Origin of the sequence: Blastococcus sp. TF02A-26 (assembly GCF_003319125.1) — a bacterium.
Lineage (GTDB): Bacteria > Actinomycetota > Actinomycetes > Mycobacteriales > Geodermatophilaceae > Trujillonella.
On the sequence record NZ_QOHG01000025.1, the window covers coordinates 37,113 to 63,052 of the forward strand.

General features: G+C 75.7%; 29 protein-coding genes and 2 pseudogenes. 17 read left to right on the forward strand and 14 right to left on the reverse strand.

The annotated features are described in order from the left end of the window. Positions 1 to 108: 108 nt before the first annotated feature. A complete protein-coding gene (locus DQ240_RS21085; RefSeq protein ID WP_233498879.1) occupies positions 109 to 432 on the forward strand; it encodes a GNAT family N-acetyltransferase in 324 nt (107 codons plus the stop codon). 4 nt (positions 433 to 436) lie between these two features. Here DQ240_RS21085 and DQ240_RS21090 read toward each other — a convergent pair whose 3' ends face one another. After that, positions 437 to 1,234: a MerR family transcriptional regulator gene (locus DQ240_RS21090; RefSeq protein WP_113841678.1), complete on the reverse strand. Its 798-nt coding sequence runs from the start codon at positions 1,232 to 1,234 to the stop codon at positions 437 to 439. Between the two features lie 78 nt (positions 1,235 to 1,312). Between DQ240_RS21090 and DQ240_RS21095 the strand changes: the two genes are divergently transcribed. From DQ240_RS21095 to DQ240_RS21110, 4 genes are all read left to right on the forward strand, one after another. After that, positions 1,313 to 1,666 (forward strand): nuclear transport factor 2 family protein, encoded by a 354-nt coding sequence (locus DQ240_RS21095; protein WP_113841679.1) that lies wholly within the window; start codon positions 1,313 to 1,315, stop codon positions 1,664 to 1,666. 105 nt (positions 1,667 to 1,771) lie between these two features. After that, on the forward strand, positions 1,772 to 2,389 hold the full coding sequence (locus DQ240_RS23760; RefSeq protein ID WP_199589445.1) for a hypothetical protein: 618 nt from the start codon (positions 1,772 to 1,774) through the stop codon (positions 2,387 to 2,389). Between the two features lie 118 nt (positions 2,390 to 2,507). Then, positions 2,508 to 2,960, forward strand: a complete 453-nt coding sequence (locus tag DQ240_RS21105) for a pyridoxamine 5'-phosphate oxidase family protein (protein WP_147262054.1) — start codon at positions 2,508 to 2,510, stop codon at positions 2,958 to 2,960. 6 nt (positions 2,961 to 2,966) lie between these two features. Then, the gene (locus DQ240_RS21110) at positions 2,967 to 3,497 is read left to right on the forward strand and encodes a DUF998 domain-containing protein (RefSeq protein ID WP_113841681.1); all 531 of its coding nucleotides are present in this window, start codon (positions 2,967 to 2,969) and stop codon (positions 3,495 to 3,497) included. Between the two features lie 43 nt (positions 3,498 to 3,540). Here the strand turns inward: DQ240_RS21110 and DQ240_RS21115 are convergent, their stop codons facing one another. Continuing rightward, the gene (locus DQ240_RS21115) at positions 3,541 to 4,299 is read right to left on the reverse strand and encodes an SDR family NAD(P)-dependent oxidoreductase (RefSeq protein WP_113841682.1); all 759 of its coding nucleotides are present in this window, start codon (positions 4,297 to 4,299) and stop codon (positions 3,541 to 3,543) included. Positions 4,300 to 4,518: 219 nt separating this feature from the next. Between DQ240_RS21115 and DQ240_RS21120 the strand changes: the two genes are divergently transcribed. From DQ240_RS21120 to DQ240_RS21135, 4 genes and pseudogenes are all read left to right on the forward strand, one after another. Next, a complete protein-coding gene (locus DQ240_RS21120) occupies positions 4,519 to 6,009 on the forward strand; it encodes an amino acid permease (RefSeq protein ID WP_113841683.1) in 1,491 nt (496 codons plus the stop codon). Between the two features lie 21 nt (positions 6,010 to 6,030). Continuing rightward, the gene (locus DQ240_RS21125; protein ID WP_113841684.1) at positions 6,031 to 7,281 is read left to right on the forward strand and encodes an arginine deiminase; all 1,251 of its coding nucleotides are present in this window, start codon (positions 6,031 to 6,033) and stop codon (positions 7,279 to 7,281) included. 12 nt (positions 7,282 to 7,293) lie between these two features. Next, positions 7,294 to 8,296 (forward strand): annotated as a pseudogene (gene argF, locus DQ240_RS21130) (ornithine carbamoyltransferase). A 1-nt stretch (position 8,297) separates the two neighbouring features. After that, positions 8,298 to 9,209 carry a carbamate kinase gene (locus DQ240_RS21135; RefSeq protein WP_113841685.1) on the forward strand — a complete coding sequence of 304 codons (912 nt, stop codon included), beginning with the start codon at positions 8,298 to 8,300 and terminating at the stop codon, positions 9,207 to 9,209. A 36-nt stretch (positions 9,210 to 9,245) separates the two neighbouring features. On the opposite strand, the gene DQ240_RS21140 is transcribed toward DQ240_RS21135, so the two are convergent. Beyond that, positions 9,246 to 9,800, reverse strand: a complete 555-nt coding sequence (locus tag DQ240_RS21140) for a flavodoxin domain-containing protein (protein ID WP_113841686.1) — start codon at positions 9,798 to 9,800, stop codon at positions 9,246 to 9,248. Between the two features lie 219 nt (positions 9,801 to 10,019). Here DQ240_RS21140 and DQ240_RS21145 point away from each other — a divergent pair, with 219 nt between their 5' ends. Then, positions 10,020 to 10,682, forward strand: coding sequence for a response regulator transcription factor (locus tag DQ240_RS21145; protein ID WP_113841687.1), 663 nt, complete (start codon positions 10,020 to 10,022; stop codon positions 10,680 to 10,682). A gap of 11 nt (positions 10,683 to 10,693) precedes the next feature. On the opposite strand, the gene DQ240_RS21150 is transcribed toward DQ240_RS21145, so the two are convergent. The 4 genes from DQ240_RS21150 to DQ240_RS21165 all read right to left on the reverse strand — a co-directional run bounded on the left by DQ240_RS21150 (position 10,694) and on the right by DQ240_RS21165 (position 14,257). Next, positions 10,694 to 12,397 carry a GAF domain-containing sensor histidine kinase gene (locus tag DQ240_RS21150; RefSeq protein WP_113841688.1) on the reverse strand — a complete coding sequence of 568 codons (1,704 nt, stop codon included), beginning with the start codon at positions 12,395 to 12,397 and terminating at the stop codon, positions 10,694 to 10,696. A 106-nt stretch (positions 12,398 to 12,503) separates the two neighbouring features. Beyond that, the gene (locus tag DQ240_RS21155; protein WP_113841689.1) at positions 12,504 to 12,923 is read right to left on the reverse strand and encodes a pyridoxamine 5'-phosphate oxidase family protein; all 420 of its coding nucleotides are present in this window, start codon (positions 12,921 to 12,923) and stop codon (positions 12,504 to 12,506) included. 144 nt (positions 12,924 to 13,067) lie between these two features. Continuing rightward, positions 13,068 to 13,625: a flavodoxin domain-containing protein gene (locus DQ240_RS21160; RefSeq protein ID WP_113841690.1), complete on the reverse strand. Its 558-nt coding sequence runs from the start codon at positions 13,623 to 13,625 to the stop codon at positions 13,068 to 13,070. After that, positions 13,622 to 14,257, reverse strand: coding sequence for an HPP family protein (locus DQ240_RS21165; RefSeq protein ID WP_113841691.1), 636 nt, complete (start codon positions 14,255 to 14,257; stop codon positions 13,622 to 13,624). The genes DQ240_RS21160 and DQ240_RS21165 overlap by 4 nt, the downstream gene beginning before the upstream one ends. A gap of 245 nt (positions 14,258 to 14,502) precedes the next feature. Between DQ240_RS21165 and DQ240_RS24560 the strand changes: the two are divergent. From DQ240_RS24560 to DQ240_RS21180, 3 genes and pseudogenes are all read left to right on the forward strand, one after another. Next, positions 14,503 to 14,631 (forward strand): annotated as a pseudogene (locus DQ240_RS24560) (universal stress protein); the annotation flags it as partial. 460 nt (positions 14,632 to 15,091) lie between these two features. Next, positions 15,092 to 15,427, forward strand: coding sequence for a universal stress protein (locus DQ240_RS21175; protein WP_233498881.1), 336 nt, complete (start codon positions 15,092 to 15,094; stop codon positions 15,425 to 15,427). Positions 15,428 to 15,464: 37 nt separating this feature from the next. After that, positions 15,465 to 15,926, forward strand: a complete 462-nt coding sequence (locus tag DQ240_RS21180) for a DUF1003 domain-containing protein (RefSeq protein WP_113841693.1) — start codon at positions 15,465 to 15,467, stop codon at positions 15,924 to 15,926. Here the strand turns inward: DQ240_RS21180 and DQ240_RS21185 are convergent. Both DQ240_RS21185 and DQ240_RS21190 read right to left on the reverse strand, forming a co-directional pair. Further along, positions 15,910 to 16,584, reverse strand: a complete 675-nt coding sequence (locus tag DQ240_RS21185) for an SRPBCC family protein (RefSeq protein ID WP_113841694.1) — start codon at positions 16,582 to 16,584, stop codon at positions 15,910 to 15,912. The two genes, DQ240_RS21180 and DQ240_RS21185, sit on opposite strands and share 17 nt — an antisense overlap. After that, on the reverse strand, positions 16,581 to 17,390 hold the full coding sequence (locus tag DQ240_RS21190) for a DUF6544 family protein (protein ID WP_369832028.1): 810 nt from the start codon (positions 17,388 to 17,390) through the stop codon (positions 16,581 to 16,583). The genes DQ240_RS21185 and DQ240_RS21190 overlap by 4 nt, the downstream gene beginning before the upstream one ends. On the opposite strand from DQ240_RS21190, the gene DQ240_RS21195 reads away from it, so the two are divergent. After that, complete coding sequence (locus DQ240_RS21195) at positions 17,280 to 17,927, forward strand: universal stress protein (RefSeq protein WP_255410924.1); 648 nt, start codon at positions 17,280 to 17,282, stop codon at positions 17,925 to 17,927. The genes DQ240_RS21190 and DQ240_RS21195 overlap by 111 nt on opposite strands. Positions 17,928 to 17,934: 7 nt before the next feature. Then, on the forward strand, positions 17,935 to 18,933 hold the full coding sequence (locus DQ240_RS21200) for a zinc-dependent alcohol dehydrogenase family protein (protein ID WP_113841697.1): 999 nt from the start codon (positions 17,935 to 17,937) through the stop codon (positions 18,931 to 18,933). Here the strand turns inward: DQ240_RS21200 and DQ240_RS21205 are convergent. Beyond that, on the reverse strand, positions 18,852 to 19,553 hold the full coding sequence (locus DQ240_RS21205; protein WP_158548842.1) for a phosphatase PAP2 family protein: 702 nt from the start codon (positions 19,551 to 19,553) through the stop codon (positions 18,852 to 18,854). The two genes, DQ240_RS21200 and DQ240_RS21205, sit on opposite strands and share 82 nt — an antisense overlap. Continuing rightward, entirely contained in the window at positions 19,550 to 20,647 is a 1,098-nt protein-coding gene (locus tag DQ240_RS21210; protein WP_147262055.1) for a YbhN family protein, read from the reverse strand. The genes DQ240_RS21205 and DQ240_RS21210 overlap by 4 nt, the downstream gene beginning before the upstream one ends. A 139-nt stretch (positions 20,648 to 20,786) precedes the next feature. Here DQ240_RS21210 and DQ240_RS21215 point away from each other — a divergent pair, with 139 nt between their 5' ends. After that, entirely contained in the window at positions 20,787 to 21,080 is a 294-nt protein-coding gene (locus tag DQ240_RS21215; RefSeq protein ID WP_147262056.1) for a hypothetical protein, read from the forward strand. A gap of 4 nt (positions 21,081 to 21,084) precedes the next feature. Here the strand turns inward: DQ240_RS21215 and DQ240_RS21220 are convergent, their stop codons facing one another. Next, positions 21,085 to 22,248 (reverse strand): nitroreductase, encoded by a 1,164-nt coding sequence (locus DQ240_RS21220; RefSeq protein WP_113841701.1) that lies wholly within the window; start codon positions 22,246 to 22,248, stop codon positions 21,085 to 21,087. Between the two features lie 279 nt (positions 22,249 to 22,527). Between DQ240_RS21220 and DQ240_RS24130 the strand changes: the two genes are divergently transcribed. Then, the gene (locus DQ240_RS24130; RefSeq protein WP_113841708.1) at positions 22,528 to 24,081 is read left to right on the forward strand and encodes a DUF4389 domain-containing protein; all 1,554 of its coding nucleotides are present in this window, start codon (positions 22,528 to 22,530) and stop codon (positions 24,079 to 24,081) included. Positions 24,082 to 24,155: 74 nt separating this feature from the next. Here DQ240_RS24130 and DQ240_RS21230 read toward each other — a convergent pair whose 3' ends face one another. Together DQ240_RS21230 and DQ240_RS21235 are read right to left on the reverse strand one after the other, a co-directional pair. After that, the gene (locus DQ240_RS21230) at positions 24,156 to 25,754 is read right to left on the reverse strand and encodes an HNH endonuclease signature motif containing protein (RefSeq protein ID WP_147262057.1); all 1,599 of its coding nucleotides are present in this window, start codon (positions 25,752 to 25,754) and stop codon (positions 24,156 to 24,158) included. A gap of 54 nt (positions 25,755 to 25,808) precedes the next feature. Next, positions 25,809 to 25,940 (reverse strand): integrase core domain-containing protein (locus DQ240_RS21235; RefSeq protein ID WP_147262058.1); only part of this gene is annotated, 132 nt, incomplete at its 5' end.

Genomic DNA, 25,940 nt, shown 5'->3' on the forward strand with positions numbered 1-25,940 from the left:
GGTTCGGTTGTCAAACCGAGTCGAGGGCACGCTACACGAGTCGGTTCGGATGTCGAACCGACGTGCGGACCGGTGAGAGGATGCAGCCGGGTCCCGAGCCGAGGAGAGGTGGACGACGTGCAGGTGACGATGGTCGACGCTGCCGAGCAGCACCGGTACGAGGGACGCGTCGACGGCGAGCTCGCCGCGATCGCGGAGTACATCAGGACGGCCGAGATGGTGGTGTTCACCCACACCGAGGTGCTGCCGGGCCACGAGGGCCGGGGGATCTCGTCGGACCTGGTGCGCCAGGCCCTCGACGACGTGCGGCGGCAGCAGCTGAAGGTGCTGCCGCTGTGCCCCTTCGTGGCCGGGTGGATGCAGCGGCACAGCGAGGACTACGGCGACCTGGAGTACCGCTCCCGGACGACGATCACGGCCGAGACCGCCTGAGCGGTCAGCGGTCGGTGACGCGGAAGACCGGCCAGCCGATCTCCGTCCGCCACGTCGTCGGATCGGTCGTGTCGCGCGGGCCGACGAGGTAGGTCTCGCGCACGGGGCCGGCCACGGCCAGCGCGTTGGCCACGACCCACGAGCCCAGCTGGCCGTAGGTGACGGCGATGTCGTCGTGGTCCCCGGCGTGGGTGGTGACGGCCAGCTCGACGGCGGGCAGGGTCACCGGGTGCACGCGCCCGACGCGCGGGGGAGCGGCGGTCGGGCGGTGCACGAGCACGTGCCCGCGGCCGTCCTCGAACAGCGCGTTGTCGTACAGGCCCCCCGGCGGGCCGGTCGGGGCGTCCACGGCGGCGTCCAGCTCGGCCGTGGCACCGGCGTACCAGGCGAGCACGTCGTCCAGCGCGACGTCGTCCTCGACGGCGGCCACCGTCGTCGCCGGGACGGCGCGCAGCTCGACGTCCAGCGGCGGTTGCGCCGGCTGCAGCAGCCGGCGCAGCGACACCACCGCGGCCCGGGTGCGGTCCAGCTCGGCCTCGAGTCGCCGGAGGTGGTCGGCGACCAGGGCGGCGCGGGCGCCCGGGTCGGGGGAGCGGAGGATGCGCTGGACGTCGGGCAGCGGGACGTCGAGCTCGCGCAGCCGGTGGATGACCTGCGCGGTCGGGATCTGCTCGGCGGTGTAGTAGCGGTAGCCGCTCGCCGCGTCCACGATGGCCGGCTCGAGCAGTCCCGCGTCGTGGTAGCGGCGGAGGGTGCGCACGCTGAGGTGGGTCAGCCGGGAGAACTCACCGATGGCCAGCACCCCGCCACGATGCACCCTCCCCCCGGGGGAGGGTCCAGGGGTCGACCCTCTCGGCCGGGGAAGCCGCACGGTGGGGCCATGACCACATCGACCGGCATCCGGCCCGACCAGCTCCCCGCGGTGATCCGCGGCTACCTCGACGCGCACGCGGCGCACGACACCGACGCGGCGCTGGCCGCGTTCACGCCCAGCGCCGTGGTGGTCGACGACGGCAGCACCCACCGGGGCGCCGAGGAGATCCGCCGCTTCCTCAGCAGGGCCGGCGCGCAGTTCACCTACACCACGACCCTCGTCGGTTCGGAGCGCACCGACGAGACGCACTGGACGGTCACCAACCGCCTGGAGGGCGACTTCCCCGGGGGCGTCGTCGACCTGCGCTACCGCTTCGTGCTCGACGGCGACCGGATCGCGGAGCTCGTCATCGCGCCCTGAACGGCGCCCGCCGTGCCGCTGACCCGCCGCGGAGCCCGGCCGGGGACGTCGTCGACGTCCCGTTCGTCAGGGAGGTGACGCAGCGGCGCGATCGGGGGGAGCACGGTGGCACCGGGAACCGCCCAGGAGCAGGGACCGCCCCCGGCGTGGGGGACATGGCTGCCGCTCGTGCTGGTCGCCGGCCTCGTGGCGGCGGCACTCGTGCTGCTGACGGGCCGGGAGGACGACGATCCCCCGCCGTCCGCGGAGTGCTCGTCGGGCGAGGCGGGGGTGCGGGTGGACCCCCGCGCGGTGCCGGCCGGGCCGGTCGCCGGTTACGCCGGTGAGCAGTTGCTGAACGCGGCCGCGATCGTGAACGCCGGTCACGCGGCGGGCATGGACACCTGTGCCCAGACGATCGGGATCATGACCGCCATGGGGGAGTCCTCGCTGCGGGTCCTGGACCGGGGTGACGCCGTGGGGCCGGACTCGCGTGGGCTGTTCCAGCAGCGGGACAACGGTGCCTGGGGCTCCTACGCCGACCGGATGGACCCCACGACGAGCGCGACCAACTTCTTCCGGGCCCTGCGGGAGGTGCCGGACTGGCCGTCGCTGCCCCCGACGATCGCCGCGCACCGCACGCAGCGCAACGCCGACCCCCAGCACTACGCGGGCTACTGGGCCGCCGCGGTCGAGGTGATGACGGCGCTCGCGGGGCGACCGGTCATCGGGGCCCGCTCGTAGTGCCGGACGCCGGTCCGGGAACCGCCGGATCGCGTCTGCCCCGTCGGAGGTCCTTGGTCCCGTGGTCACCGACCAAGAGCCCGGCCGGCGGCGCGGTCCGGGCGGCCACGATGGCGGCATGACGAGCGCCGCCGACCTGCTCGAGACGATCCCCGCGGAGGAGTGCTATGCGCTCCTGGCCGACCACGAGGTCGGCCGGATCGGCGTGATCGCCGAGCACCACCCGCTGATCATCCCGGTCAACTACGGGATGGACGGCCGGACGATCGTCATCCGGACCCACCCGGGTTCCACCCTCAGCGCGGTGGAGCACGCCAACGTGACCTTCGAGGTCGACGACATCGACCGGAGGACCCGGACCGGCTGGAACGTGCTCGTGCGCGGCCTGGCCGAGGAGGTCGGACCCCGGCACCGGGCCGGCCTCGTCCGGCGCACCCACGCCGCGGGCGTGGAGCCCTGGGCCCCGGGCGGGCACGGCAGCTGGCTGCGGATCATCCCGCAGTCGGTGAGCGGCCGGCGCATCGTCCGCGGCCAGCTCCCGTGGGGAGTCGACGACCGGGCCTATCTCTGACGCGACCTGTCCGCCGGGGCCGACCTCCGCGCTCCTGACAGGCAGGACCGTGGGGCCGATCCACAGGAGGCAGGAACCGGCGATGCGACTCCTCGGACGGGAGACCGTGTCACTCGGCGGGCTGGCGGTGTCCGCCGGGGCGCGCAGACGGTCGACGGAGCGTGGCTGGCCCGGCTGGGCTTCCTGATGGCGGCGGCGGCAGCGTTCTCGCACCGCCCCTGGCAGCCGGGCCGGGACTTCGACCGCACCGAGGACCTGCTCCACTCGGTCGCCGCCACCACCATGGGCATCGCCTTCGCCGCGGGGGTCGTTGCCACCGCCGTGCTCGCGGCCCGCCGCGGTCGGCGCCGGGCCAGGGTGCTCGACGCCGTGGCGCTCGCCGCCTCCGTCGTCCTGCCGCTGGGGATGTCCGCGCTGCCCGAGGCCGACGGTGTCCTGCAGCGGCTCATGTTCGCCGTCGCCTACGTCTGGTACGGGCGTGAGGCGTTGGTGCTGCGGCGGACGCCGGACGAGGTGGGGACCCGTCGGCCCGGCTGAGCTCCGGCCCCGACCACGCCGGGGAGTCCCGCCACGGCGGTCGTCACAGCGCCGACCAGCCGCCGTCGCAGGCGAGGACGACGCCGTTGACGTTGCTCGCGTCGTCGGAGGCGATCCAGGTGATGGCGGCGGCCAGCTGCTCGGAGGTGGCGATGGGCGGGATGGTGGCCGCCATGATCGGGCCGAGGACCTCGCCGGCGAGGGTCGACCGGAACGGCGCCTCGATCTCGGTCGCGACCGGTCCCGGCGCGACGGCGTTGCAGCGGATCCCCTGTGGCCGGTAGAAGAGCGCGGTGCTGCGGGCGAGGCTGTTCACCGCCGCCTTGGACGCGGCGTAGGCGACTCCGGACGCCGAGGCGCGGAAGCCGGCCTCGGAGGAGACGTTCACGATCGAGCCCCCTCCGGCGGCCAGCATCACGGGCAGGACCGCGCGCGTCATGCGCATGGTCGCGGTCAGGTTCACCGCCAGGACGCGCTCCCAGGTGTCGTCGTCCATCTCGGCCGGCGGCAGGAAGCCGTCCATGATCCCGACGTTGTTGACCAGGACGTCGATCCGCTCGCCGGCGGCGGCCACCAGGGCGGCGGGGCTGTCCAGGGAGGCGATGTCGCCGGGCACGGGCACGAGCGGCAGGTCACCGTGCTCGGCGACCAACTGCTCCAGGCGCGGCGCGGAGACGTCGGCGGCGACCACCCGCGCGCCCTCCCGGGCCAGCCGCAGCGCGGTGGCCCGTCCGATGCCGGCCCCCGCCCCGGTCACGATCGCGGTGCGTCCCTCGAATCGGCCGGCGGTGTGTTCGGTCATGTCAGCAGCTCACCCGCCGAGTGGCGCTCCCGGTCAGGGACCAAGGGCCCGCCCGGACCGGGAGAGGTCCCCGCGCGACCGTGGCCGTCGAACCGGGTCCCGAGCGGTCCCGGGCGTGCGGCCCTACCGGTCGGCGACCTTGGTCCCTGGGACGACGTGATCTCCCGCGGCCAGCGTGTTCCCGTCCGCAACGGAGCAGGTCAGGACCGAGGAGTCCCCATGAGCACGACGTCCCCAGCGGTGGAGCCGGACTCCGCCGCTCCCGGCGAGCACCGCTTCGGCCTACCGACGGCCACGGCGCTCGTGGTCGGGTCGGTGATCGGCACCGGCGTGTTCGCCCTGCCGTCGGCGCTCGCGGCCTACGGGCCCGTCAGCCTCGTCGCCTTCGTCGTGGTGACCGTCGGCGCGCTCGCCCTCGCCCTGACCTTCGGCTCGCTGTCCCGGCGGCTGCCGGGCTCGGGTGGCCCCTACGTCTACGCCCGGGACGCCTTCGGTGACTTCGCCGGCTTCCTCAACGCCTGGTCGTACTGGATCACCGCCTGGGCGGGCAACGCCGCGATCGCCGTGGCCTGGGTCGGCTACGTCGAGGTGTTCGTCAACGAGGGGCACGCCACCGGCTGGTCGATCGCCATCGCCCTCGCCGGCCTGTGGATCCCGGCGGTGGTCAACCTCTCCGGCCTGCGCAACACCGGCGCCCTCCAGGTCGTGACGACGGTGCTGAAGTTCATCCCGCTCCTCTTTATGGCCACCGTCGGGCTGCTGTTCGTCGAGAGCGGCAACTTCGGCGAGTTCAACGCCTCGGGCATGTCCGTGGGCGGCGCCATCTCCGCGGCGGCCGCGATCGCGCTGTTCAGCTACCTCGGCATCGAGGCCGCCTCCGTCGCCGCCGGCCGGGTCCGCGACCCGCGCCGCAACGTCGGCCGGGCCACGGTCCTGGGCACCCTGGCCTGCGCGGCCGTCTACATCCTGGGCACGCTCGCCGTCTTCGGGACCGTCTCCAACGCCGACCTCCAGGCGTCCACGGCTCCCTTCACCGACTCGGCGAACGCGATCTTCGGCGGTGAGTGGGCCGGGCAGGTCGTGGCGGTCGCCGCGGTCGTCTCCGGTCTGGGTGCGCTGATCGGCTGGACGCTGATCGTCGCGGAGATGCCCAAGGCCGCCGCGGAGGACCGGCTGTTCCCGCGGCAGTTCGCGACCACCCGCCGCGGGGTGCCGGCCTTCGCCGTCGTCGTCTCCACGCTCCTGGCCTCGGTGCTGGTGGTCGTGAGCTACACGAGCTTCTCCAACGTCTTCACCACCGTCGTCCTGCTGACCGTGCTGACCGCCGTGATCCCGTACCTGTTCAGCGCGGCGGCGCAGCTCTACTGGCTGGCCACCCACGGCCGCGCCACCCGGTGGCCGCACCTGGTGCGCGACGTCGTGATCTCGGTCCTGGCCCTCGGCTTCTCGTTCTGGGCGCTGGCCGGCAGCGGGTACCAGGCCGTGTACTACGGCGTCTTCGGCTTCTTCCTCGGCGTGCCCGTCTACGTCTGGCTGAAGGTCCAGCGTCGCGAGTACGGCGAGCCCGGCCGCGCCGAGGTCGCGGTCGCGCCCCCGGTCCTGCCCCCGGCCGACGCCGCGGTCGTGCAGGTGACCGGCGTCCTCCTGCCCGAGCAGCGGCAGACCACCAACGGATCCTCCGCGGCGGCTGCGCCGACGCGGGTCTCCTGAGAACCGGACGGAGAACCCCTCATGACGCACGGACTCGGTGTCCACTCGGAGGTCGGCCGGCTCCGCCAGGCGATCGTCCACCGCCCGGGCCTGGAACTGTCCCGGCTCACCCCGGCGAACTGCCGCGACCTGCTCTTCGACGACGTCCTCTGGACCGAGCGGGCGCAGGAGGAGCACGACGTGTTCGCCGGCGTCCTGCGCGACGCCGGCGTCACGGTCCACCACTTCGGCGAGCTCTTCGCCGAGACGCTCAAGTCGGCCGAGGCCCGGGCCTTCGTCCTGGACCGTGTCTGCACCGACCACGCCCTCGGGCCGGCCCTGGCCCGCTCGGTGCGTGCCCTGGCCGCCGATCTCGGCCCCGCCGACCTCGCCGAGCTCATGATCGGCGGGATCACGAAGGCCGACGTCTCACCGCTGTCGCTGCACAGCCTCCGCTGGGCCAGCCTCCAGCTCGACGAGTTCGTGCTCCCGCCACTGCCCAACACGCTCTTCCAGCGCGACAACTCGGCCTGGGTCTACGGCGGCGTCACCGTGAACCCCATGGCCATGCCGGCCCGGCGCCGGGAGACGGTGCACAGCCGGGCCGTGTACCGCTACCACCCGCTCTTCGCCGGCGCGGCGTTCTCCACCTACTACGGCGACGACGACGCCGACCACCAGCCCGCCACGCTCGAGGGCGGCGACGTCCACGTGCTCGGCCGCGGTGCCGTGCTCGTCGGCATGGGTGAGCGGACGACGCCGATGGCCGTGGAGATCCTCGCCCGGCAGCTGTTCCGCCAGGGCGCCGCGCGGGTCGTCGTCGCCGTCGAGCTCCCGCGGTCGCACGCGTTCATGCACCTCGACACCGTCATGACGATGGTCGACACCGACACCTTCGTCCGTTATCCCTACCTCGACCCGGCGTCCCTGCGGCCCTGGGTGGTCACGCCGGCCGATCCCGACGAGGTGCTCGAACGAGGGGACGCCGGCCTGCACGTGGAGCGCCGCGACGACCTCGTCGACACCCTCGCCGAGGTACTGGGGCTCGACCGGGTCCGGGTGCTCACCGCCGACGAGGACGAGCGCGCCGCCCAGCGCGAGCAGTGGGACGACGCGGACAACTTCCTCGCCGTGGCACCCGGCGTCGTCGTCGGCTACGAGCGCAACGTCGTCACGAACACGATGCTCGCCGACGCCGGCATCCGGGTGCTGCCCATCCCCGGGGAGGAGCTCGGCCGCGGCCGCGGCGGCGCCCGGTGCATGACCTGCCCGATCCAGCGCGACGGCATCTGAGGGAGCCCCGACATGGACACCGCACGTCACCCCGGGTCGCTCACCAAGGAGCTCGACCTGGACGCCAAGCAGTTCCTCGGCCTGCTCGACCGGGCCGCGCAGCTCAAGGCCGCGAAGGCGGCCCGGGCCGAGGACCGGCTCCTGGAGGGCCGGAACATCGCGCTGGTCTTCGAGAAGGACTCCACGCGCACCCGGTGCGCGTTCGAGGTCGCGGCCGCCGACCAGGGCGCGCGGACGACCTACCTCGGCCCGGCCGGCAGCCATCTGGGGCGGGAGGAGTCCGTGCGCGACACCGCCCGGGTGCTGGGCCGGATGTACGACGCCATCGAGTTCCGCGGCTTCGCCCAGGAGACGGTCGAGGAGATGGCCGGCGCCGCCGGCGTCCCGGTGTGGAACGGCCTGACCGACAGCTGGCACCCGACCCAGATGCTCGCCGACGTGCTCACGATGCTCGAGCACTGCTCGGGCTTCGTGCAGGACATCCGCTTCTGCTTCACCGGCGACGGGCGCAACAACGTCGCGCGGTCCCTGCTGGTCACCGGCGCGCTGCTGGGCATGGACGTGCGGATCGCCGCGCCGGCGCAGCTGCAGCCGCCGGCCGACGTGGTCGCCACGGCCCGGGAGCTGGCCGCCGCCAGCGGTGCGCGGGTGCTGGTCACCGACGACCCGCGCGAGGGGGTGGCCGGCGCCGACTTCGTGTACACCGACGTGTGGGTTCAGCATGGGTGAGCCGCAGGAGGAGTGGGACCGCCGGGTTCCGTTGCTGACCCCGTTCCGCGTCACCGCGGACCTCATGGCCGCCACCGGCCGGCCGGAGAGCCGCTTCCTGCACTGCCTGCCCGCGGTCCACGACCGCCGGACCGTGCTGGGCCGGCGGGTGTACGACCGTTACGGGCTCGACGGCGCCGAGGTCACCGACGAGGTGTTCGAGTCGGCCCGGTCGGTGGTGTTCGACCAGGCGGAGAACCGGCTGCACACCATCAAGGCGGTCATGGTCGCCGCACTGGCCGGCTGAGGTGCGGGTCCTCGTCGCCCTCGGCGGCAACGCACTGCTGGAGCGCGGGGAGGCCCCGGACGAGGCGGTGCAGCGGCGGCACGTGCGGCGGGCCGCCGCGGCGCTGGCCCCGCTCGCGGCCGCGCACCAGCTCGTGGTCAGCCACGGCAACGGCCCCCAGGTCGGGGTGCTGGCGCTCGAGTCGGTCCGCGACCCCTCGCTGCACCACCCCTACCCGCTGGACGCCCTGGGGGCGGCCACCCAGGGCATGATCGGCTACTGGCTGGCGCAGGAGCTGGCGAATGCGGGAGTGCGGGCGCCGGTCCTGGCGGTGGTCACGCAGACCGTGGTCGACGCCGACGATCCCGCGTTCGGGGCGCCGTCGAAGTTCATCGGCGAGTCCTACGACCGGGCGGCGGCCGAGTCGCTCGCCGCCGCCCACGGCTGGCGCATCGCCCCGGACGGGGACCGCTGGCGCCGGGTGGTGCCCTCCCCGCGGCCCCTGCGGATCGTGGAGGAGGGCTGCCTGCGGGCGCTCGTCGCCGGCGGCGCCGTGCTCGTCTGCGGCGGCGGGGGCGGCGTGCCGGTCGTGGCCGACGGGCGCGGGGCCACCCGCGGCGTGGAGGCCGTCGTCGACAAGGACATGACGGCGGCGCTGCTGGCCCAGCGGCTGGGTGCCGACCGGCTGCTCCTGCTCACCGACGTCCCCGCGGTGATGCGCGACTTCGGCACGCCGGCCGCGAGCGAGGTGCGGCGGATGGACCTCGCGGAGGCCGGTGCCCTCTCCCTCCCGGCCGGGTCCATGGGGCCGAAGGTCGAGGCCTGCCGCGAGTTCGTCCTGCGGACCGGTGGTGTCGCGGCGATCGGCGCGCTCGGGGACGCCGCGGCGATCCTGGACGGACGGGCCGGGACGACGGTGGTCCCCGGGCCGTGACGGACGGGACCCGATCGGCGAGCCGGCCGGGTCCGTTCAGGGTCGCGGCGTGGCGGTCGCGGAGGGGAGGGCGGCGGCGATCCCGTCGGCCCACGCCTCGATCGCCGCCCAGTCGCGGTGGTCGCCGGCACGCTGGCGGGCGAGGAGGTAGAACACCCGGCCCCACAGGGGGACGCCGTCCATGCGGACGACGCCACCGAAGAGCCGGTGGTCGCGCGGACGGAGCTCCCGGGGCAGTCCCGACGCGACGCGGGCGACCTCCTGCCGGGCCATCCACCCCCGGATCCGGCCGCGGGGGTCGATCCCGGCGACGCTGAACAGCCAGACCGGGCGGCCCCGGAGCGCCGGCGCGAGGCGTCCGGCCAGGTCGCGGGCCTCGGGGAGCCAGGCCATGTCGTGCACGGCGCTGCCGAGCACGAAGGCGTCGAACCGGTCCAGGTCGACGTCCAGGTCGAGGTCCGGGCCGGCCGGCCGGACGTCGACGACGACGCTGACGGTGCGCAGCCGGGCCGCGATCCGCTCGGCGACCTCTGCGGTGGAGCCGTGGGCACTCGCGTGCACGACGAGGACGTGCCTGCCGGGATCTGCCATGTCCCCACCGTGGCGCCGCACGGACGGCGTCGGGAGGGGCGGAGGCCCGCGGTGGAGGAGACGGAGGTCGCGCCGGGGGTCACGCCGGACGGGACCTTCGACTCTGAGCACGGCGGGCCGGGCTACGCCTAGCCTCGGGCGCAGGTGCACCGCCGGACACGCCGGTGGTCGGACGGCCGCGTGCGCGGCAGGGACGGAGCGACATCGGTGGAGCCATCCGTGGACGACGCCCCGGGGACCATCCGGGTCTTCCTCTTGGACGACCACGAGATCGTCCGTCGCGGGGTCGCCGACCTCCTCGAGAGCGACCCGGCCATCACCGTGGTCGGGGAGGCCAAGAACGCCAAGGAGGCGGTCGCCCGCATCCCGGCGCTCCGGCCGGACGTCGCGATCCTCGACGTGCGCCTGCCCGACGGCGACGGGGTGTCGGTCTGCCGTGACGTGCGCTCCCTCCTGCCGGAGCTGAAGGTCATCATGCTGACCAGCTACAGCGACGACGAGGCCCTGTTCGAGGCGATCATGGCCGGGGCCTCGGGGTACATGCTCAAGCAGATCCTCGGTCAGGACCTGGTCAACGGCGTCCGCACGGTGGCCGCGGGCGGGTCGCTGCTGGACCCCACGGCGACGACCGCGGTCCTCGAGCGGATGCGGCGGGCGGCCGAGCCCGCCGGGCCCCTGGCCAAGCTCAGCGAGCAGGAGCGGACCGTCCTGGAGCTCATCGGAGAGGGCCTGACCAACCGGCAGATCGGCGAGCGCATGTTCCTGGCCGAGAAGACCGTGAAGAACTACGTCTCCCACCTGCTGGCCAAGCTGGGCCTGGAGCGCCGCACCCAGGCGGCGGTGCTGGCGACGGAGCTCCGCGGCTCCCAGTCCTCGCGCTGACCCGGGGGCCCTCAGCCGAGGGGCGCCCACCACCGCAGCCGGGTGCCGCCGTCGGGCAGCGCCTCGACGGTGGCACCGCCGCCACGGCGGGCGGCCCGCTCGCTGAGGTTGCGCAGACCGCTGCGCGCCGCGCGCGGGTCGATGCCGCGGCCGTCGTCGACCACCTCCAGCACCACCTCGTCGGTGACGTCCAGGGTGACGGTGACGTGGGCGGCGCCGGAGTGCCGGGCGGCGTTGCTGACCGCCTCCCGGGTCACGGCCTCCACATCGGCGGCCAGCTCCCCGGCGACCAGGTTGTCCACCGCCCCGGACATGCGCACGGTGGGGGACAGCCCGCTGCCGGCGGTCTCGGTGACGATGTCGAGCACCCGGCGGCGCAGGCTGCTGCCGGCGTCGTCGTCCTCGGCGGTGTGCAGGTCGAAGATCGTGGTGCGGATGTCGCGGACGGTGCCGTCCAGCTGCTGGACGACGTCGCGGATGCGCCGCTGCGCCTGGGGGTCGGTCACCCGCGGCAGCACCGACTGCAGGCTCAGGCCGGCGGCGAAGACCCGCTGGATCACCAGGTCGTGGAGGTCCTGGGCGATGCGGTCGCGGTCCTCGAACACGTCGAGCCGGCGGGCGGTGCGCTGCTGCTCCGCCAGGTCCAGGGCCACGGCCATCTGGTCGGCGAACGTGCCCATGAGCGGCGCCAGCGACGGGTCGAACGGCTGCCCGCCGACCCGCCTGGCGGCGACGAGGAGCGCGTCGGCCGCGTGCAGCGGCACGGCGATGCAGGGCCCCCAGTCGACGTGGGCGTTGGGGCCGTCGTACGCGATGCCGCTCATGTCGAGGACGACGACGGACTGGGCCTGGGTCGCGGCCGCCAGCAGGGGGGCCTCCGACGGCAGGATGCGAGCCCCGTCGACCTCCTCGAGCCCCTCGCCGACCTGGGCGCGGAACTCGTAGCGACCGTCGGCCGGGTCCGGACCCACGAGGAGCCACACCGCATCGGCCCGGGTCAGCTCGCGGACGCGGGAGACGATCAGGTCCAGGGCCGCCTCGGGCGGTGCGTCGCCGAGCAGGCGCTCGCGCACGTCCCCGGCCGCCGCCGTCCACCGCCGCCGGACCTCGGCCTCCTCGAACAGGCGGGCGTTGTCGATGGCGATGCCGGCCGCGCCGGCCAGCGCGGTGAGCACGGCCTCGTCCTCGGCGGTGAACTCCCCGTCCCGCTTCTCGGTCAGGTAGAGGTTGCCGTACACCTGGCCGCGCACCAGGACCGGGACGCCGAGGAAGGTGCGCATCGGCGGGTGGCCCTCCGGGAACCCGACGGACGACGGGTGACCGGACAGATCGGCGACGCGCAGCGGGTACGGCTCGGTGATCACCTGGCCGAGCACGCCCTTGCCCTCGGGCAGGTGGGGCATCCGCGCGGCCGCCTCGGGGTCCATCCCGGCGTGGATGAAGGCCGACAGGCCGCCGTGGGCGCCGAGCACGCCGAGCGCGCCGTAGCGGGCGTCCACCAGGCCGATCGCGGCCTCGACGATCCGGCGGAGCGTCGAGTCCAGGTCCAGGCCGGTGGAGACGCTGAGGAAGGCGTCGAGCAGGCCCTGCACACGCTCCTGGGTCCGCGCCACGGCCTGCAGCCGCTCCCGGACCTCGTCGAGCAGTTCGGTCAGGCGCATGCCCGACAGGAGGTCACGGGTCGGCGCCGTGCCGTCGGTCAGGTCGTCCGCCATCGTCCGTTCCGTTCTCCGGCATCCCTCCGCCAGGACGCTCGCACTGCGGGAGGCGACGGTCAAGGAGTGGGCAACCGGTCGGGGGACGACGGCGGGGAGACCTCGCTCACGGGGTGGGGCGGGACAGCCGCCGCCCGGTGACCCGCGCCATCCGGACGACGACGATGCAGCCGTTCGGACCGGGCGCCCACGGGGTGAGCCCGGACTCCTCGAGGGCGGCGACCTCGGCGGCGTCGGACAGCACACGGGAGGGGCCGACGACGGTCACGCTCCAGCCGCTGCGGGTGGCGGCGTCGTACTCGTCGACCTCGAAGGCGACGACCGCCCCGCGGCTCGCCGCCTCCACCTTGCCGCCGCGGCGGGCGGGGATGAGGACCTCGTCGCCCCGGACCGTGAAGTGCACCGGCTGGATGGTCGGCAGTGCGTCGACCGTGAAGCCCAGGCGCCCGATCGGGACGGAGCCCAGCAGGCGCCGGCACTCGGCGGGGGAGAGCGGGTCGAGCACGGCCTCGGGCGTCGGGAGCATGCGGTTCCTCGTCTTCCTTCCCCGGCGCCCCCGGTCGGCCGCCCCGTCGACGATGCCCGCTGCCACCGCTGGACATGCCGGGTCCAAGGTCCCGGAGAAGCTGCCGGTGGTCCCCCATCCGGTCGGGCGCCACCTTTCCACGGGTCAGCCGGACGGGACAGGCGCCACTGCGGCTGGGGTCGCGGGCGCCGCGACGAGAGCCGCGGCGATCTCGTCGGCCCACGCCCGCACCTGGGTCCAGTCACGGGCGTCGCCGACCGGCGCCCGCATGGCCGTCACGACGGCGCGCTCGGCGAAGGTGAGCAGCGCCGGCTCCAGCCGACCGGGGAGCACCCGCGTCCCGCGGGGGGACAGCAGGGCCGTCAGCGTGGCGATGTCGTAGGGCTCGCCGTCCGGGAAGGGCGGCTGCCCGATCGGCCCGCTGGAGAACAGCCACAGCGGGCGGGCGCGCAGGACGGCCGCGGAGGCAGTGGCGAACTCCCGGGCGGCCGACAGCCAGGCACCGCCGTACACCGCACTGCCCAGCACGACCGCGTCGTAGTGCCGGGGATCCGGTCGGCGGTCGACGGGGACGACGGAGGCCTGCACGTCCAGTCCGGGAGCGGCGGGGTTGCCCGTCAGGTCGCGTGCCAGTGCCGCGGCGATCTCCCGGGTGGCGCCGTGCCGGCTGGCGACCGCGACCAGCACCCGGGTGACGGTCACCGGGGACCACCCACGGCGGAGGACAGCACCTGCACGGCGACGACGCCGCCGACCGTCCGCGCCAGCGCCGTCAGCGCCCGCTCCTCGGTGCCGGGCGGGTCGTGCGACTCGCCGCGGGTCCGGCGGACGGTCGCGACCCCCTCCGTGACCGTGACGTCCCACGCGCCGAGCTCCCCGGTGTAGCGCTCGACGAGGTCCGTGAGCTCGGCGCGGATCTCGGAGTCGGTCCGGACGAGGGCCCGGAGCAGGTCGCGGCGGCTGACGATGCCGACCAGGCGCTGCCCGTCGACGACCGGCACGCTGCGCAACCGCTCGTCGACGAAGAGCTTGGCGACGTCGGACACGTCGGCCCCGGACTCCACGCAGCGGACGTCCTCGGTCATGACGCCGCGGACCAGCAGCGGCAGCGCGTGCTCCTGCTCGCCGTCCCGGCGCAGGTGCAGCCGCGGATCCCGGGGCAGCCGGTCGCGGAGCACGTCGGCCTCGGCGACGATGCCGATCAGCTGGGCGTCCTCGTCGAGCACCGGGAGCGCGGCGAAGCCGTGCTCGGCCAGCAGCTCGCCGGCGTACTTGGCCGACGTGTCGGGCCCCACGGTGACGACCTCGCGCGTCATGACGTCTCTGACCTGCACACTTCCTCCTCCGGCCGGGTCCGGACCCGACGCTAGGCAGCAGCGGCCGGCGGTCCCAGGGTCGGCGGACCGGCGATCCCGTGACCCAGGGCCCTGGGGTCCGGGACGTCCGGCCCGGCGACGGCCCCGCTGCCGCACCGACACCCTGCGGGGAGACGGACCGGGACCCGCCCGGCGCCTCGACCGACAGGACGGCCGGCGTGGACACACTCGACCAGCGCGACACCCCTCGGCCGCGGATCGTGGTGGGCGTCGACGGCTCGGACGGCGCCCGGGCCGCCCTCCGTCACGCGCTCGCGGCCGCGGCCGCGCGGGGGGCCTCCCTCGAGGTGGTGGCCGGGTGCGCCCCGGAGCTGTACTGGACCGGCGGCGCTCCGCTGGTCGTCCCCGACGTGCCCGCTCTCCGGGACACCACGCGGGAGCGCACCCTGGAGGCGGTGGCCGCGGCGCGCCGGTCGGCGCCCGAGACCGCGGACGTGCCGGTCGACGTGCTCGTCACGGTGGAGCCGGCGGCCGGGGAGCTGGTGCGGCGCTCGGAGGGGGCCGCCCTGGTCGTCGTCGGCAGCCGCGGACACGGTGCGGTCCGCAGTGCCCTGCTCGGCTCGGTCGCCCTGCACGTGAGCACGCACGCCGCCTGTCCCGTGCTCGTGGTCCACGCCGCGCCGGACGACCCGGCCGCGACGGCCGGCCCGAGCCGTGTCGTGGTGGGGGTGGACGGCTCCTCGACCGGGCGCGCCGCGCTCGCGGCGGCCGTCGAGGAGGCCGTCCGGCTGCACGCCGATCTCGACGTCGTCGCCTGCTTCAGCATGGGCGCGTACTGGGCGGACCTCGTCGGTGGTGGTGCCCACCACCGACGAGGTCCGGCAGGACGTGCGGCGGGAGGCCGAGACGCAGGTGGCGGCGGTCCTGGCCGACCGCCCCGACGGAGCCGTCACGCCGCGGGTGCACCTCGAGGTCACCCAGGGAGCTCCCTCGGACGTGCTGGTGCAACGGGCACGGGGGGCGGCGCTGCTCGTGGTCGGCAGCCGCGGGCGTGGTGCCGTGCGGGCCGCGCTCCTGGGTTCGGTGGCCCTGCACTGCGTCATGCACGCACCCTGCCCCGTGCTCGTCGTCCACCCGGAGCGGACCGCGACGACCCCGGCGGCCCTCACCGGCACCGCGTCCGCGTGACCGGGGCCGCCGCGGAGCGGGCCCTACCGTGCGGGACATGACCTCTCGTCCGCAGCCGGGACGGCGCATCCTGCCCAGCGTGTGGCAGCGCCACCCGGCGGTCCGCACCGGTGACCAGTTGACCGTGGGGGAGCGGGCGGCCGACCGCCTGCGCAACGGCATGGGCTCGTGGACGTTCGTCTTCGGGGCGCTGCTGTTCCTCGCCGGCTGGATGCTCGGCAACGGCAGCTCCGGCTTCGACCCCTACCCGTTCATCCTGCTCAACCTCGTCCTGAGCTGCCTCGCCGCGATGCAGGGGGCGATCCTGCTGATCGCGGCGAAGCGCGCGGACTCCATCTCCTCGGAGCTGGCCGCGCACGACTACGCGGCCGACGTGGAGAGCGCCGCGACCGTGCGGGAGGTGCGCGCCCTGGTCCGGGCGCTGCACCGCCACGCGGGGGCCCCGCGCCCGGCGGACGGCGACTTCGACGACGTCGAGCCGGTCACGGGGCGGCGGTAGGGCTCTCGACCGGTACGGGGGCGCCCTCGGCGAACCGCCGCTCGGCGCGGTGCTTGATGCCGTGCAGCATCCGGCGGGTCATGACGAGGGTGACCGGCTCCATGACCCGGTTCGCCAGGCGGAGTCCGATCCCCGACGGCCGGCGGGCGATCGAGCGGGAGAGCAGCCGGCTCCGGCCGGGCCCGTGCGGGACGAGGTGGAAGGACCACACGGCGTTCCACGGGTGCTCCGGCGGCGCCTGGCGGAGCACCAGCGCGCGCCCGGGGAGCACCTGCGCCACGGGGAACGAGTACCCCTGGGGGATCGGCCCGTACCCGGCGGGGACCACCTCGACGCGGTCGCCGGGCGCGAGGTGCTGCCACTCCTCCCGGATCTCGTCGGTGGAGTGGATGTCCAGACCGATCAGGTTCTCCAGCCGGTCGTAGCTGTACATCCCGCCGCGGCCCCTGCCGATCTGCACCAGCCACGGCCAGACCGCCTCCGGCGGAGCCTCGACGGTGACGGCCAGGGTCGTCTGCTCCACCGAGCCGGGGACGAGCTCGTCCCCGGGGAGGACCCGGGTGGCCTCGCCGCGGGTGGCGCCCCAGTCCCGCGTGGCGTGCAGCAGCTGGTCGGCCAGCGCGACCGTGCCGGCCGTCGCCGCGAGCGCGCGGATCATCGGACGGTCCTCCCGGGGTCGACGTCGAGAGCGTCGTCGAGGGCGAGGTCGAGCAGGCTCAGCTCGGCGTAGACCAGCCGGCTGCCGTCGGGCAGGTGCCAGAGGGCGCAGGCCCGGCCCAGGCGGGGCAGCCCGTCCACGGTGGTCCAGTCCAGGACCGGGGTGCTCCAGGTGGCGCGCACGAGACCACCGGGCAGGTCCGCCCAGCGGTCCTCGGTCCGGAAGTCCCGCGGGCGGTCGCGGGCGCCGAGCAGCACCTCCGCGGAGACGGTCCGGCCGGCGTCGGTGACCGCGACCCGGAAGGAGTCCTCCCCGGTCTCCTCCCAGCGCACCCGCGGGTCCAGCAGCATCCCCGGTGCCAGGAGGACGGCGTCGTTGAGCCACGTGACCAGCTCGCTGGTGTCGAACTCCGGGCCCGAGCCGTCGGCCACCGGTACGACACCCAGCAGCTTCCCGCGCATCCGGCCGTGCCCGGACCGGTAGGTGTCCCAGCCCCACATCGGTACGGCGCCACCGAGCAGCAGCCGCATCCGGAACAGGCGTGCGATCTCGTCGACGGTGTTGACCTGCCAGGCCTCGCACGGCATCCAGCGCCCGCCCGGACCGCGCCGGAAGCGGCCGCCCAGGTGGGCCCGGAACGACCGGGTGCGCGGCCGGCCCACGACGCCCATCGCCGTCAGGTACCGGCGCACGGGGTGCGGCAACCCGGCCAGGTCCCCCTCGGCGACGGGCTCGCCGGGCGGGGGCGCGGCAGCCGCGGTCGCGGGGGCGTGCGCAGCACCCTGCTGGGTTCGGTGGCGCTGCACTGCGTCGCGCACGCCCCGTGCCCGGTCGTCGTCGTGCACCCCGCGGCCGTGCAGGTGCCCCTCCGCGTCGTCGTCGGGATCGACGACTCCGCCATGTCGCGGGCGGCGCTGGCACGGGCCGCCGCGGAGGCACGCCGGCTGGGCGGGGAGCTCGAGGTCGTCGCGGTCCAGCCCCCGGTGGCGTACTGGAGCGAGGTGCAGGCCGTGGTCCTGCCGCCGATCGCGGAGGCGCGCGAGCAGCTGCGGCAGCGGGCCGGGGAGATCGTGGCCGAGGTGCTGGGAAACGCGACGCCGGCCCGGGTCCGCGTGGAGGACGGTGCGCCGGGCGAGGTGCTGCCCCGCGTGGCCGCCGGCGCGGCCCTGCTCGTGGTGGGCAGCCGCAGCCGCAGCCGCGTCGCGGGGATGCTGCTCGGCTCCGTCGCGCTGCACTGCGCGGTCTCCGCACCCTGCCCGGTCATGGTGGTGCACCCGGAGCGCACCCGGGCGGCGGATCGACCGGCGACGGCGGAGGAGCCGGCCGCTGCGTCCGCGGGCTGACCGGCGCGTGCGCGCCTGGGTGGTCGGCATCCCGGCGCCGATCGCGGCGGGGCCGCTCCAGCGGGTCGAGCGGCCCCTGCCCGAGCCCGGTCCCGGGCAGGTCCGCGTCGACGTGAGCTGCTGCGGTGTCTGCCGCACCGACCTGCACCTGGCGGAGGGCGACCTGCTCCCGCGCCGGCGCGGGGTCGTCCCCGGGCACGAGGTCGTCGGCCGCGTCGGGGCGGTCGGAGCCGGAGCCACCCGCTTCCGGCCGGGCGAGCGGGTGGGCGTGCCCTGGCTGGGGCGGACCGACGGCACCTGCCGCTTCTGCCGTCGCGGCGACGAGAACCTGTGCACCGCGCCGCTGTTCACCGGCTGGGACGTCGACGGCGGGTACGCCGACGCCTGCCTGGTCGACGAGCGGTTCGCCTACCGGCTGCCCGAGGGCCTCGACGACGAGCAGGCCGCGCCGCTGCTGTGCGCCGGCATCATCGGTTACCGGGCGCTGCGCTGCGCCGACCTCCCGCCCGGCGGCCGGCTGGGCGTCTACGGCTTCGGCGGCAGCGCCCACCTGACCGCGCAGGTCGCTCTCGCGCAGGGGCTGCGTGTGCACGTGCTCACCCGGGGCGAGGAGAACCGGCGGCTGGCCCGCGAGCTCGGCGTCGACTCGGTGGGCGGTCCGGCCGACGCGCCGCCGGAACCCCTGGACGGTGCGGTCCTGTTCGCCCCGGCCGGTGAGCTGGTACCGGTGGCGCTGCGGGCCCTCGACCGCGGCGGCACCCTCGCCGTCGCCGGGATCTGGCTGTCGGCGGTCCCCGCGCTGGACTACGCCTCGGACCTGTTCCAGGAGCGCCGGCTGCGCAGCGTCACCGCGAACACCCGCCGGGACGGCGAGGAGTTCCTCCGGCTCGCCGTCCGCCTCGGCGTCCGCGCCACCACGACGGCCTACTCGATGGAGGACGCCCCGCGGGCCCTGGCCGACCTGGCCGCCGGCCGCTTCGGGGGCGCAGCCGTGCTGCACGCCTGACGTGCGGGGACGCCGACGGCCAGGCACAGGACCGCCCCGAGGCACACGCCCACGGCGGCGCCGCCGACCACGTCCAGCGGTGCGTGCGCACCGAGGTAGACCCGTGCCACGGAGTTCAGCACCGCCAGCGCCAGGACCGCCGCCCGCCACCGCCCGCGCAGGTACGGCCAGAGCAGGACGACGACCCCGAACGCGACGACCGCGTGCCCGGAGGGGTAGGCGATCCCCGCGGAGGGCACGTCGCGCAGCACCGCGTCCTCGATCGTGCTCCCCGGCCGGGATCGCTGCACCAGCGCCTTCACCAGCTCGCCGTGGACCAGCAGCTTGAGCGGCACGAGGGCGACGAGGGCCAGCGCCAGCCGCAGGCGGCCCACCGCCAGCGCCGGGACCGCGAGCAGCAGCGGCATCCCGAGCACGCCGAGGAGCTGGAGGAGCCACAAGGGACCCTGCAGCGCGTCCGGCCAGCCGTTGACGACCCGGAACACCGCGGCCTCGGCGGGGCCCACCTCGCCGGACGCCACGGCCAGCGAGCACAGGACCGCGACCAGGGCGGCGGCGGCGGCCACGGCGCCGTCGGCCGCCCGCCGCCGGTGCCGCGGGGTCCCGGCGGAGCCGGTCACGGAGCAGCGGGGTCGGCCTGCCCGGCGCCCCGCCGCCAGGCGATCCAGGCGACCAGCCCGCACGGGATCGGGAGGAACCACGTCAGCAGCCGGAAGACGAGCACGGCCGCCGCGGCGCCGGTCGCGCTCACGCCGACGGCCGTCAGCCCGGCCACGTAGCTGAGCTCGGCCACCCCCAGCGCACCGGGGGTGATCGGGACGGCGGTGACGAGCCGGGTCACCGCGAAGACCGCGAGCACCGCCAGCCAGTGGACCTCCGCGCCCTCGCCGTCCACCGTGCGCAGGCAGACCAGGAGCAGCACGAACAGCGCCGCGTGGCTGACCACCGCGGTGACGGTGAGCGGGGCCCAGCGCCCGCGCAGCAGCTCGAGCGAGTCGGTGCGGAACCGCTCCGCCCGCTCCGGCCAGCCCGTGGGCGGCTGCCGGCCGGCGGCCCGGGCGAGGCCGCCGACCAGCCGCTCGGCCAGCCGGGCGGCGACCGCACCCGCCGCCCGGTGCGTGACGATCGCGATCAGCGCCGCGACCACGAGCAGCAGGAGCACGCTGCCGAGGGCGGCGGCGACGGCGAGCCCGGGCGGGACGTCCGCCACGAGTGCCACGCCACCCAGTGCCAGGGCCGGGAGGCCGAACTTCACCAGGTTGTTCCAGATGCCGGTGACGGCGACGGCGCGGGCGATCTGCGCCGCCGAGAACCCGAAGGAGTGGAACATCGCGGCGTTGGTCCCGACCCCGACGGCGAAGCCGGCCGGCACCGTGTTCGAGACGGCGGTCGACGCCTGGTCGCTCAGGATCGCCTGGGACAGCCGCAGCCCGGGCAGGGCGGCCATCCAGACGGGGGCGTAGGTGAGCAGGTTGACCACGGCAGCGGCGGCCACGATCGCCGTCTCACCGGCGGTGAGGTCGCGGACCAGCCCCCAGGCGTCGGCGTAGTCGGCCATCCGGGGCAGGACGCCGGCGAAGACGGCGCCGGCGACGGTGACGGTGAGCAGCGTGCCGCCCACGGGTCCGGTCAGCAGCCGCCGGAGCGACCCACGGGGGCGCGGCGGCGTCCGGGGCCGGGCGCTCAGGAGCTCCGGCGTGCGCTGTGCCGCCATGGGCCCAGTCGACACGGCGGAGGGCACCGGCCGCGCGGGCCGTTGGTCCCGACCGCCCGGGACCGTGCGCCTCTCCCTCCCGTCGGCCTCCGCCCCGACCGTGGGAGCCAGCACGACGAGATCCCCGGAGGAGGCCACCGTGAGCGCCACCGAGCCCAGGAAGCCGACGTCGACGCCGGCCGAGATGAGCACCGCCGAGAAGATCGCCGCGGAGTGGGAGGCGCGCCACGACGTCGCCGCCCGTGGCCACCGGCCCGACCCGCTGGTCGTGCAGCACTACCTCGCGCACGCGCGGACCGAAGAGGCCCGGCACCACGTGCCCCCGCCCGCTCCGGCGGCTCCTGCCGGCCCGCCACCTGCTGGCGAGTCACCGGTCGCCGGACGCCCGGAGACCCCCGTCCGGTGGTGGCGGCGGGTCCTCGGCCGCCGCTGACCGGTCACACCCACGTCGTCCCTCCGCGACCGTCGGAGACGGGCCGGCGCGCCGGGGTCTCCTCCGGTGCCTGCACCGGTGCCGGTGCCGGCGGCGCCGGCCACCCCAGGCGGCTGGGCAGCGGCGGCGCCGCCGGCTCCGGTGGCCGGCTGCTGTTCTCCACCACGTCGTCGCGCAGCCGGTGCGGAGGGGACGGGGACGCCGCGGCCCGGCCGATGCGCAGCAGCATCTGCGGGTGGGAGTCCCACGTCAGCGCCGAACGGAGCTGCGTCCGGGTGAGGGGCACCTCGACGGCCTGCGTCAGGGGACTGGCGGCCCAGCCCTCGCCGGTCAACTCCAGCTCCAGGCGCTCGAGCGCCTCGCCGGCCCTCAGCCAGGCGGCCTGGTCGTCGCGAGGCGTGGCGAGCAGGACGATCGTCTGTCCCGAGGTCGAGTGGGTCTCCGGCGGGAGCGCCCCGGCGCCCGCGGTGTCGAAGTCGCGGATGGGCACGTCGTCGTGCTGGCGTCCGTCCACGTGCGGCACCACCGAGGCGGGCACGCCGTCGCCGCTCTCCGCCGATCTGGTCGTCCAGCGCCGGAGCTCGGCCCGGTAGGCCGGGTCGGCGTTCTGGACCGCGTCGGCCTGCTGCGTCAGCCGCGCCACCAGGGCCCGGTGCGCCTCGTTGCTCAGCGGGAGCAGCCGTGCCCCCTCGGCGGCGACCGCACCGGCGAGGTCGCGCAGGAGCTCCTCGGGCACCTCCTCGGCGGTGAAGGCACGGCGGTTGGTGCGACGCCGGGGGACCGCCGGCGCCAGGGCGGCCAGCTCCGGGTCCGGCGGTCCCTCGACGAGGCGGACCACCGCCAGCAGGTCGGGGTCGGCCGGGTCGGGGAGCCGCTCGACGGCGGTCGCCCATCCCGATGCGGCGAGGGACACCCGGGCGTTGAACAGGGCTGCGCCGACGCTCTGCGCCAGGGCGCGCCCGACGGGGTCGAGCGTCAGCAGCTGGCGGGTGCGGTCGGCGTGCAGCTCCAGCCGGTCTCCGTGCAGCACGAGCCGCCAGGGCTGGGTGTTGTGCACGGACGGCGCGAGCCGCGCGGCGTCGGCGGCGTCCTCGAGTGCGTCCGACGGAGCCGGGCGGGAGATCGGCCCCGTGCTCGGCGGCGGGTCCTGGTGCGTGGTCGGCGGCATGGCTGCTCCTCGGTGCGATGGCGCCCTTGCAGGGTCGGCGGCCCCGCCGGTCGCCCGCTCGGGGCAGCCGTCCCTCCGGCCGGGGCCGAACGTCCCGCGTGGCGGTGGTGGTCGCCGGGAGGCGCCGGAGGTCCCGGTGGACGTGCGACGCAGGTCCCTGCCCGGTGCGCGGCTCGGCCGTACCGGGGCACGGGGGCCGGCGGCGACGCTCGATCCAGGCCGCCGGCCGGCGGGGCGAGGAGCGTCCCGCGGCTCGATCGGCGAGGAGTGGAGGACGGCGTGACCGACAACCGGACGCCCTACCCCGTGCGGGTCGACGCGTCGCTGGACGAGTCCCTCTCGCGCGGGCTGTGGCTCGTCAAGTGGCTGCTGCTGCTCCCGCACTACGTCGTGCTGGGCTTCCTGTGGCTGGGCTTCGCGGTGGTCGGCGTCATCGCGTTCTTCGCGATCCTGCTGACCGGCCGTTACCCGCGGGCGCTGTTCGACTTCAACGTCGGCGTGCTGCGCTGGACCTGGCGCGTGCACTACTACGGCTACGGGGCGCTGGGCACCGACCGGTACCCGCCGTTCACGCTCGCCGACGTGCCGGACTACCCGGCGCACCTCGACGTCCCCTATCCGGAGCGGCTCTCCCGCGGCCTCGTGCTGGTCAAGTGGTGGCTGCTCGCGCTGCCCCACTACGTCGTGGTGGCCGTGTTCGTCGGAGGTGGCCTCTGGATCGGCCGGAGCGGTGCCGACGGTGTGTGGGACGACAGCTGGGGCTTCGGGGGCCTGGTCGCCCTCCTCGTGTTCGTCGCCGGCGTCGTCCTGCTGTTCTCCGGTCGCTACCCGCGCGGGCTCTACGACTTCGTGCTCGGCATGGACCGCTGGGCGCTGCGCGTCGCCGCCTACGCCGGCCTGATGACCGACGCCTACCCGCCCTTCCGGATGGACATGGGCGGCACCGACCCGGGCTCGGTCGCCCCCGGCCCGGCACCGGCCGGACCCGGTGGCGGCGGCGCCGCGCACCCGGCGGCCCCCGGGCCCGCCGGCGGCTGGTCCGCCGGGCGGGTGGTCACGCTCCTGATGGGTGCCCTGCTGCTCGTCACGGCGACCGGCTTCCTGGGCACCGGCGGGACGCTGCTGTGGGCCGACCAGACGCAGCGCGAGGACGGCCGCCTGGTCTCGCCGGACGCCGACCTCGTCAGCGGCCGGTACGCGGTGACCACCGACGGCGTCCTCCTGGAGGGGGAGGGGCTGGACTGGGTGGTCGACGAGGTCGTCGGGACCACCCGCATCGAGGTGACCCCGGCCGACGCCGACGAGGAGGTCTTCGTCGGGCTGGGTCGCACCGCCGACGTGGCCGGCTACCTGGACGGCGTCGGACGCAGCGAGCTGGACCACCTGGTCGTCCGCCAGGACGGCGGGGACGAGGTGGTGCGGGGGTTCACCGACATCGCCGGGGGACCGCCCGCCACGCCTCCGGGTGACGCCGACGTGTGGGTCGCCTCGGTCAGCGGCACCGGCACCCAGGCGCTGGACTGGCGGCCGGCCGAGGGGGACTGGACGGTCGTGGTGATGCGGGCCGACGGCGAGGCGGGCATCGACGCCGAGGTGCGGGTCGGCGCGACGCTGCCCGGGCTCACCTGGTTCTCGTGGCTGCTCCTGGGCATCGGCGCGGTGATCGCGCTGGCCGGCGGCCTGCTGGTCGGGCTGGCCGCCCGCGGTGCCCGGTCGGCTCCGCCCTCCGGCGGCACGCCGGTCGAGCCGCTGCCCCCGCTGCCGCCGGCTCCACCGGCGACCGCGCAGGCCCCGGTCCTCACCGGCGGGGGCCCGGAGGCTCCCCGGCGCTGATCGGCTGAGGCCCGATGGCCCCTGCTCCGTCCCGGGGCAGGGGTCATCGGCGTGCCGGGGTGCCGGGGTGCCGGTCAGAAGGGCGGCGGGTCGTCCGCCGGATCAGGCGACGACGGTGGATCGGGCCGCGACGCGAGGACGCGGGCGGTGGTCAACGGCAGGTCGGGTGGGTCGGTGCCGTGCCATCGGGTGCCGGCCGTGGCGGCGCGTCTCCTGCGGACCGGACGGCTGACGCGGGTCACGCCGCTGGGTGTGGTGACCGTCAGGGTGCCGTCGGGGGCCGTGGTGTGGCGCCAGCCGGGAGCGTGGGTCTTGAGCCGGTGGTGGCGCCGGCACAGGCAGCACAGGTTGTCGCAGCTGGTGGCGCCGCCTCGGCTGTGCGGGACGACGTGGTCGAGGTCGGCCCACACGGCCCGGTTGCCGCAGCCGGGGTGGCGGCAGGTGCGGTCCCGGGTGTGCAGGTAGCGCACCTGGGAGGCGCTGGGCCGGTACCCGGCGACCGCCGGCGGGACGCCGAGCACCGGGCAGCCGCACGGGATGTCGGGGTGAGCCGGGCAGCCGCGGCGGGCGGCCGTCCGGAGCTCGGCGTCGGTGGCGACGGCGAGCAGTGCGCCGTCCTCGGCGGTGAACGCGAACCGCAGGCTGCCCCCGGCCGGCGCCCGCAGCCCGAGGGCGTCGAGGTCGGTGAGCAGCCTGCGGACGTGGGCGGCGGTGATCGGTTCACCGTCGACCTCAGCGGTCGGTGCGCTCGTGGCGCCGGGATGGGCGAACGCGGCCGGCTGCGGACTGCCCTCGGCCAGGAACCGCTCGACGCTCAGCGCGGTGAGCGGGACGTCGACGGTGATCGCGGCGGTCACCGACGGCTGCCTGTCGTTCCAGGGCTGCAGCACCCGGTCGACCAGCGCCCCGGTGCGGAGCTGGCCGAGCAGCCGGTCGTCGCCGTCGGCCTTCGCCGCTCGGGCGTCGGCGTCGACCTGGCGGGCGCAGGCCACTGCCAGCTCGTGCGGCATCCGGGAGACCAGCTCGCTGATCCCGTCGCCGATCGGGCGGACCGTCACGTCGCAGGCTCGTTCGGCGTCCGCGCGGCGCCGGTCGGAGGCCGCGGCATCCCGTGCGGCGAGTTCACGCCGGACCGTGACCCGCGGCTGCCGGATCGACAGCTCGCCCGCCCCGGGCAGGACCGCGGCCTCCACCTCGGCGACCACGGTCGGGGCCACCGCACGGGCCTTCCAGCTCAGCTCGTCGGCGACCGCTCGGGCGCGGGGCCAGTCCAGCGTGCCCGCGTCGAGAGCGGCCAGCGTGACCGGGAGTCGCTCCGCCAGCGTCGAGCACTGGTCGACGAGCGTGCTGGCGGCTGTCCGCGAGCAGCTCAGCACCAGGGCGAGCTCGTCGGCGAGGAACTCGCTCACGCCCGCCGGCTGCCCGGGACCGGGCTCCGCGCCGTCGTCGGCACGGCCGAAGCGACGATCGGCGGAGTCCGGCCGGGCAGCCGCCAGACCCGTCACCGCCCGCACCCGCAGTCCGGCCAGCATCGCCTCGGCGGCGGTGATCTGCTGCAGCAGCCGTGCGTTCTCCGACGAGCTCCGCGCGGCGGGCAGCAACTCCGGCAACGCCGACGTCTCCGAGCACGGATCGAGACCCTCGCACTCCTCCGGCGTGGGCGGCTGGGACACGGGCACGACGGTCACCCCGACCGCGTAACGCCGGCTCCTGGCCACATCCACACGCTAGGTGTACTGCCCGGAGACGTTGGTGCAGCGGGTGATGGGCGGGAGGTTGCGCAGGGCGGTGTGGGGCCGGTGGTGGTTGTACTGGTGCAGCCAGCCTGACAGGGCCGCCCGCCGCGCTTTCTCGGAGGT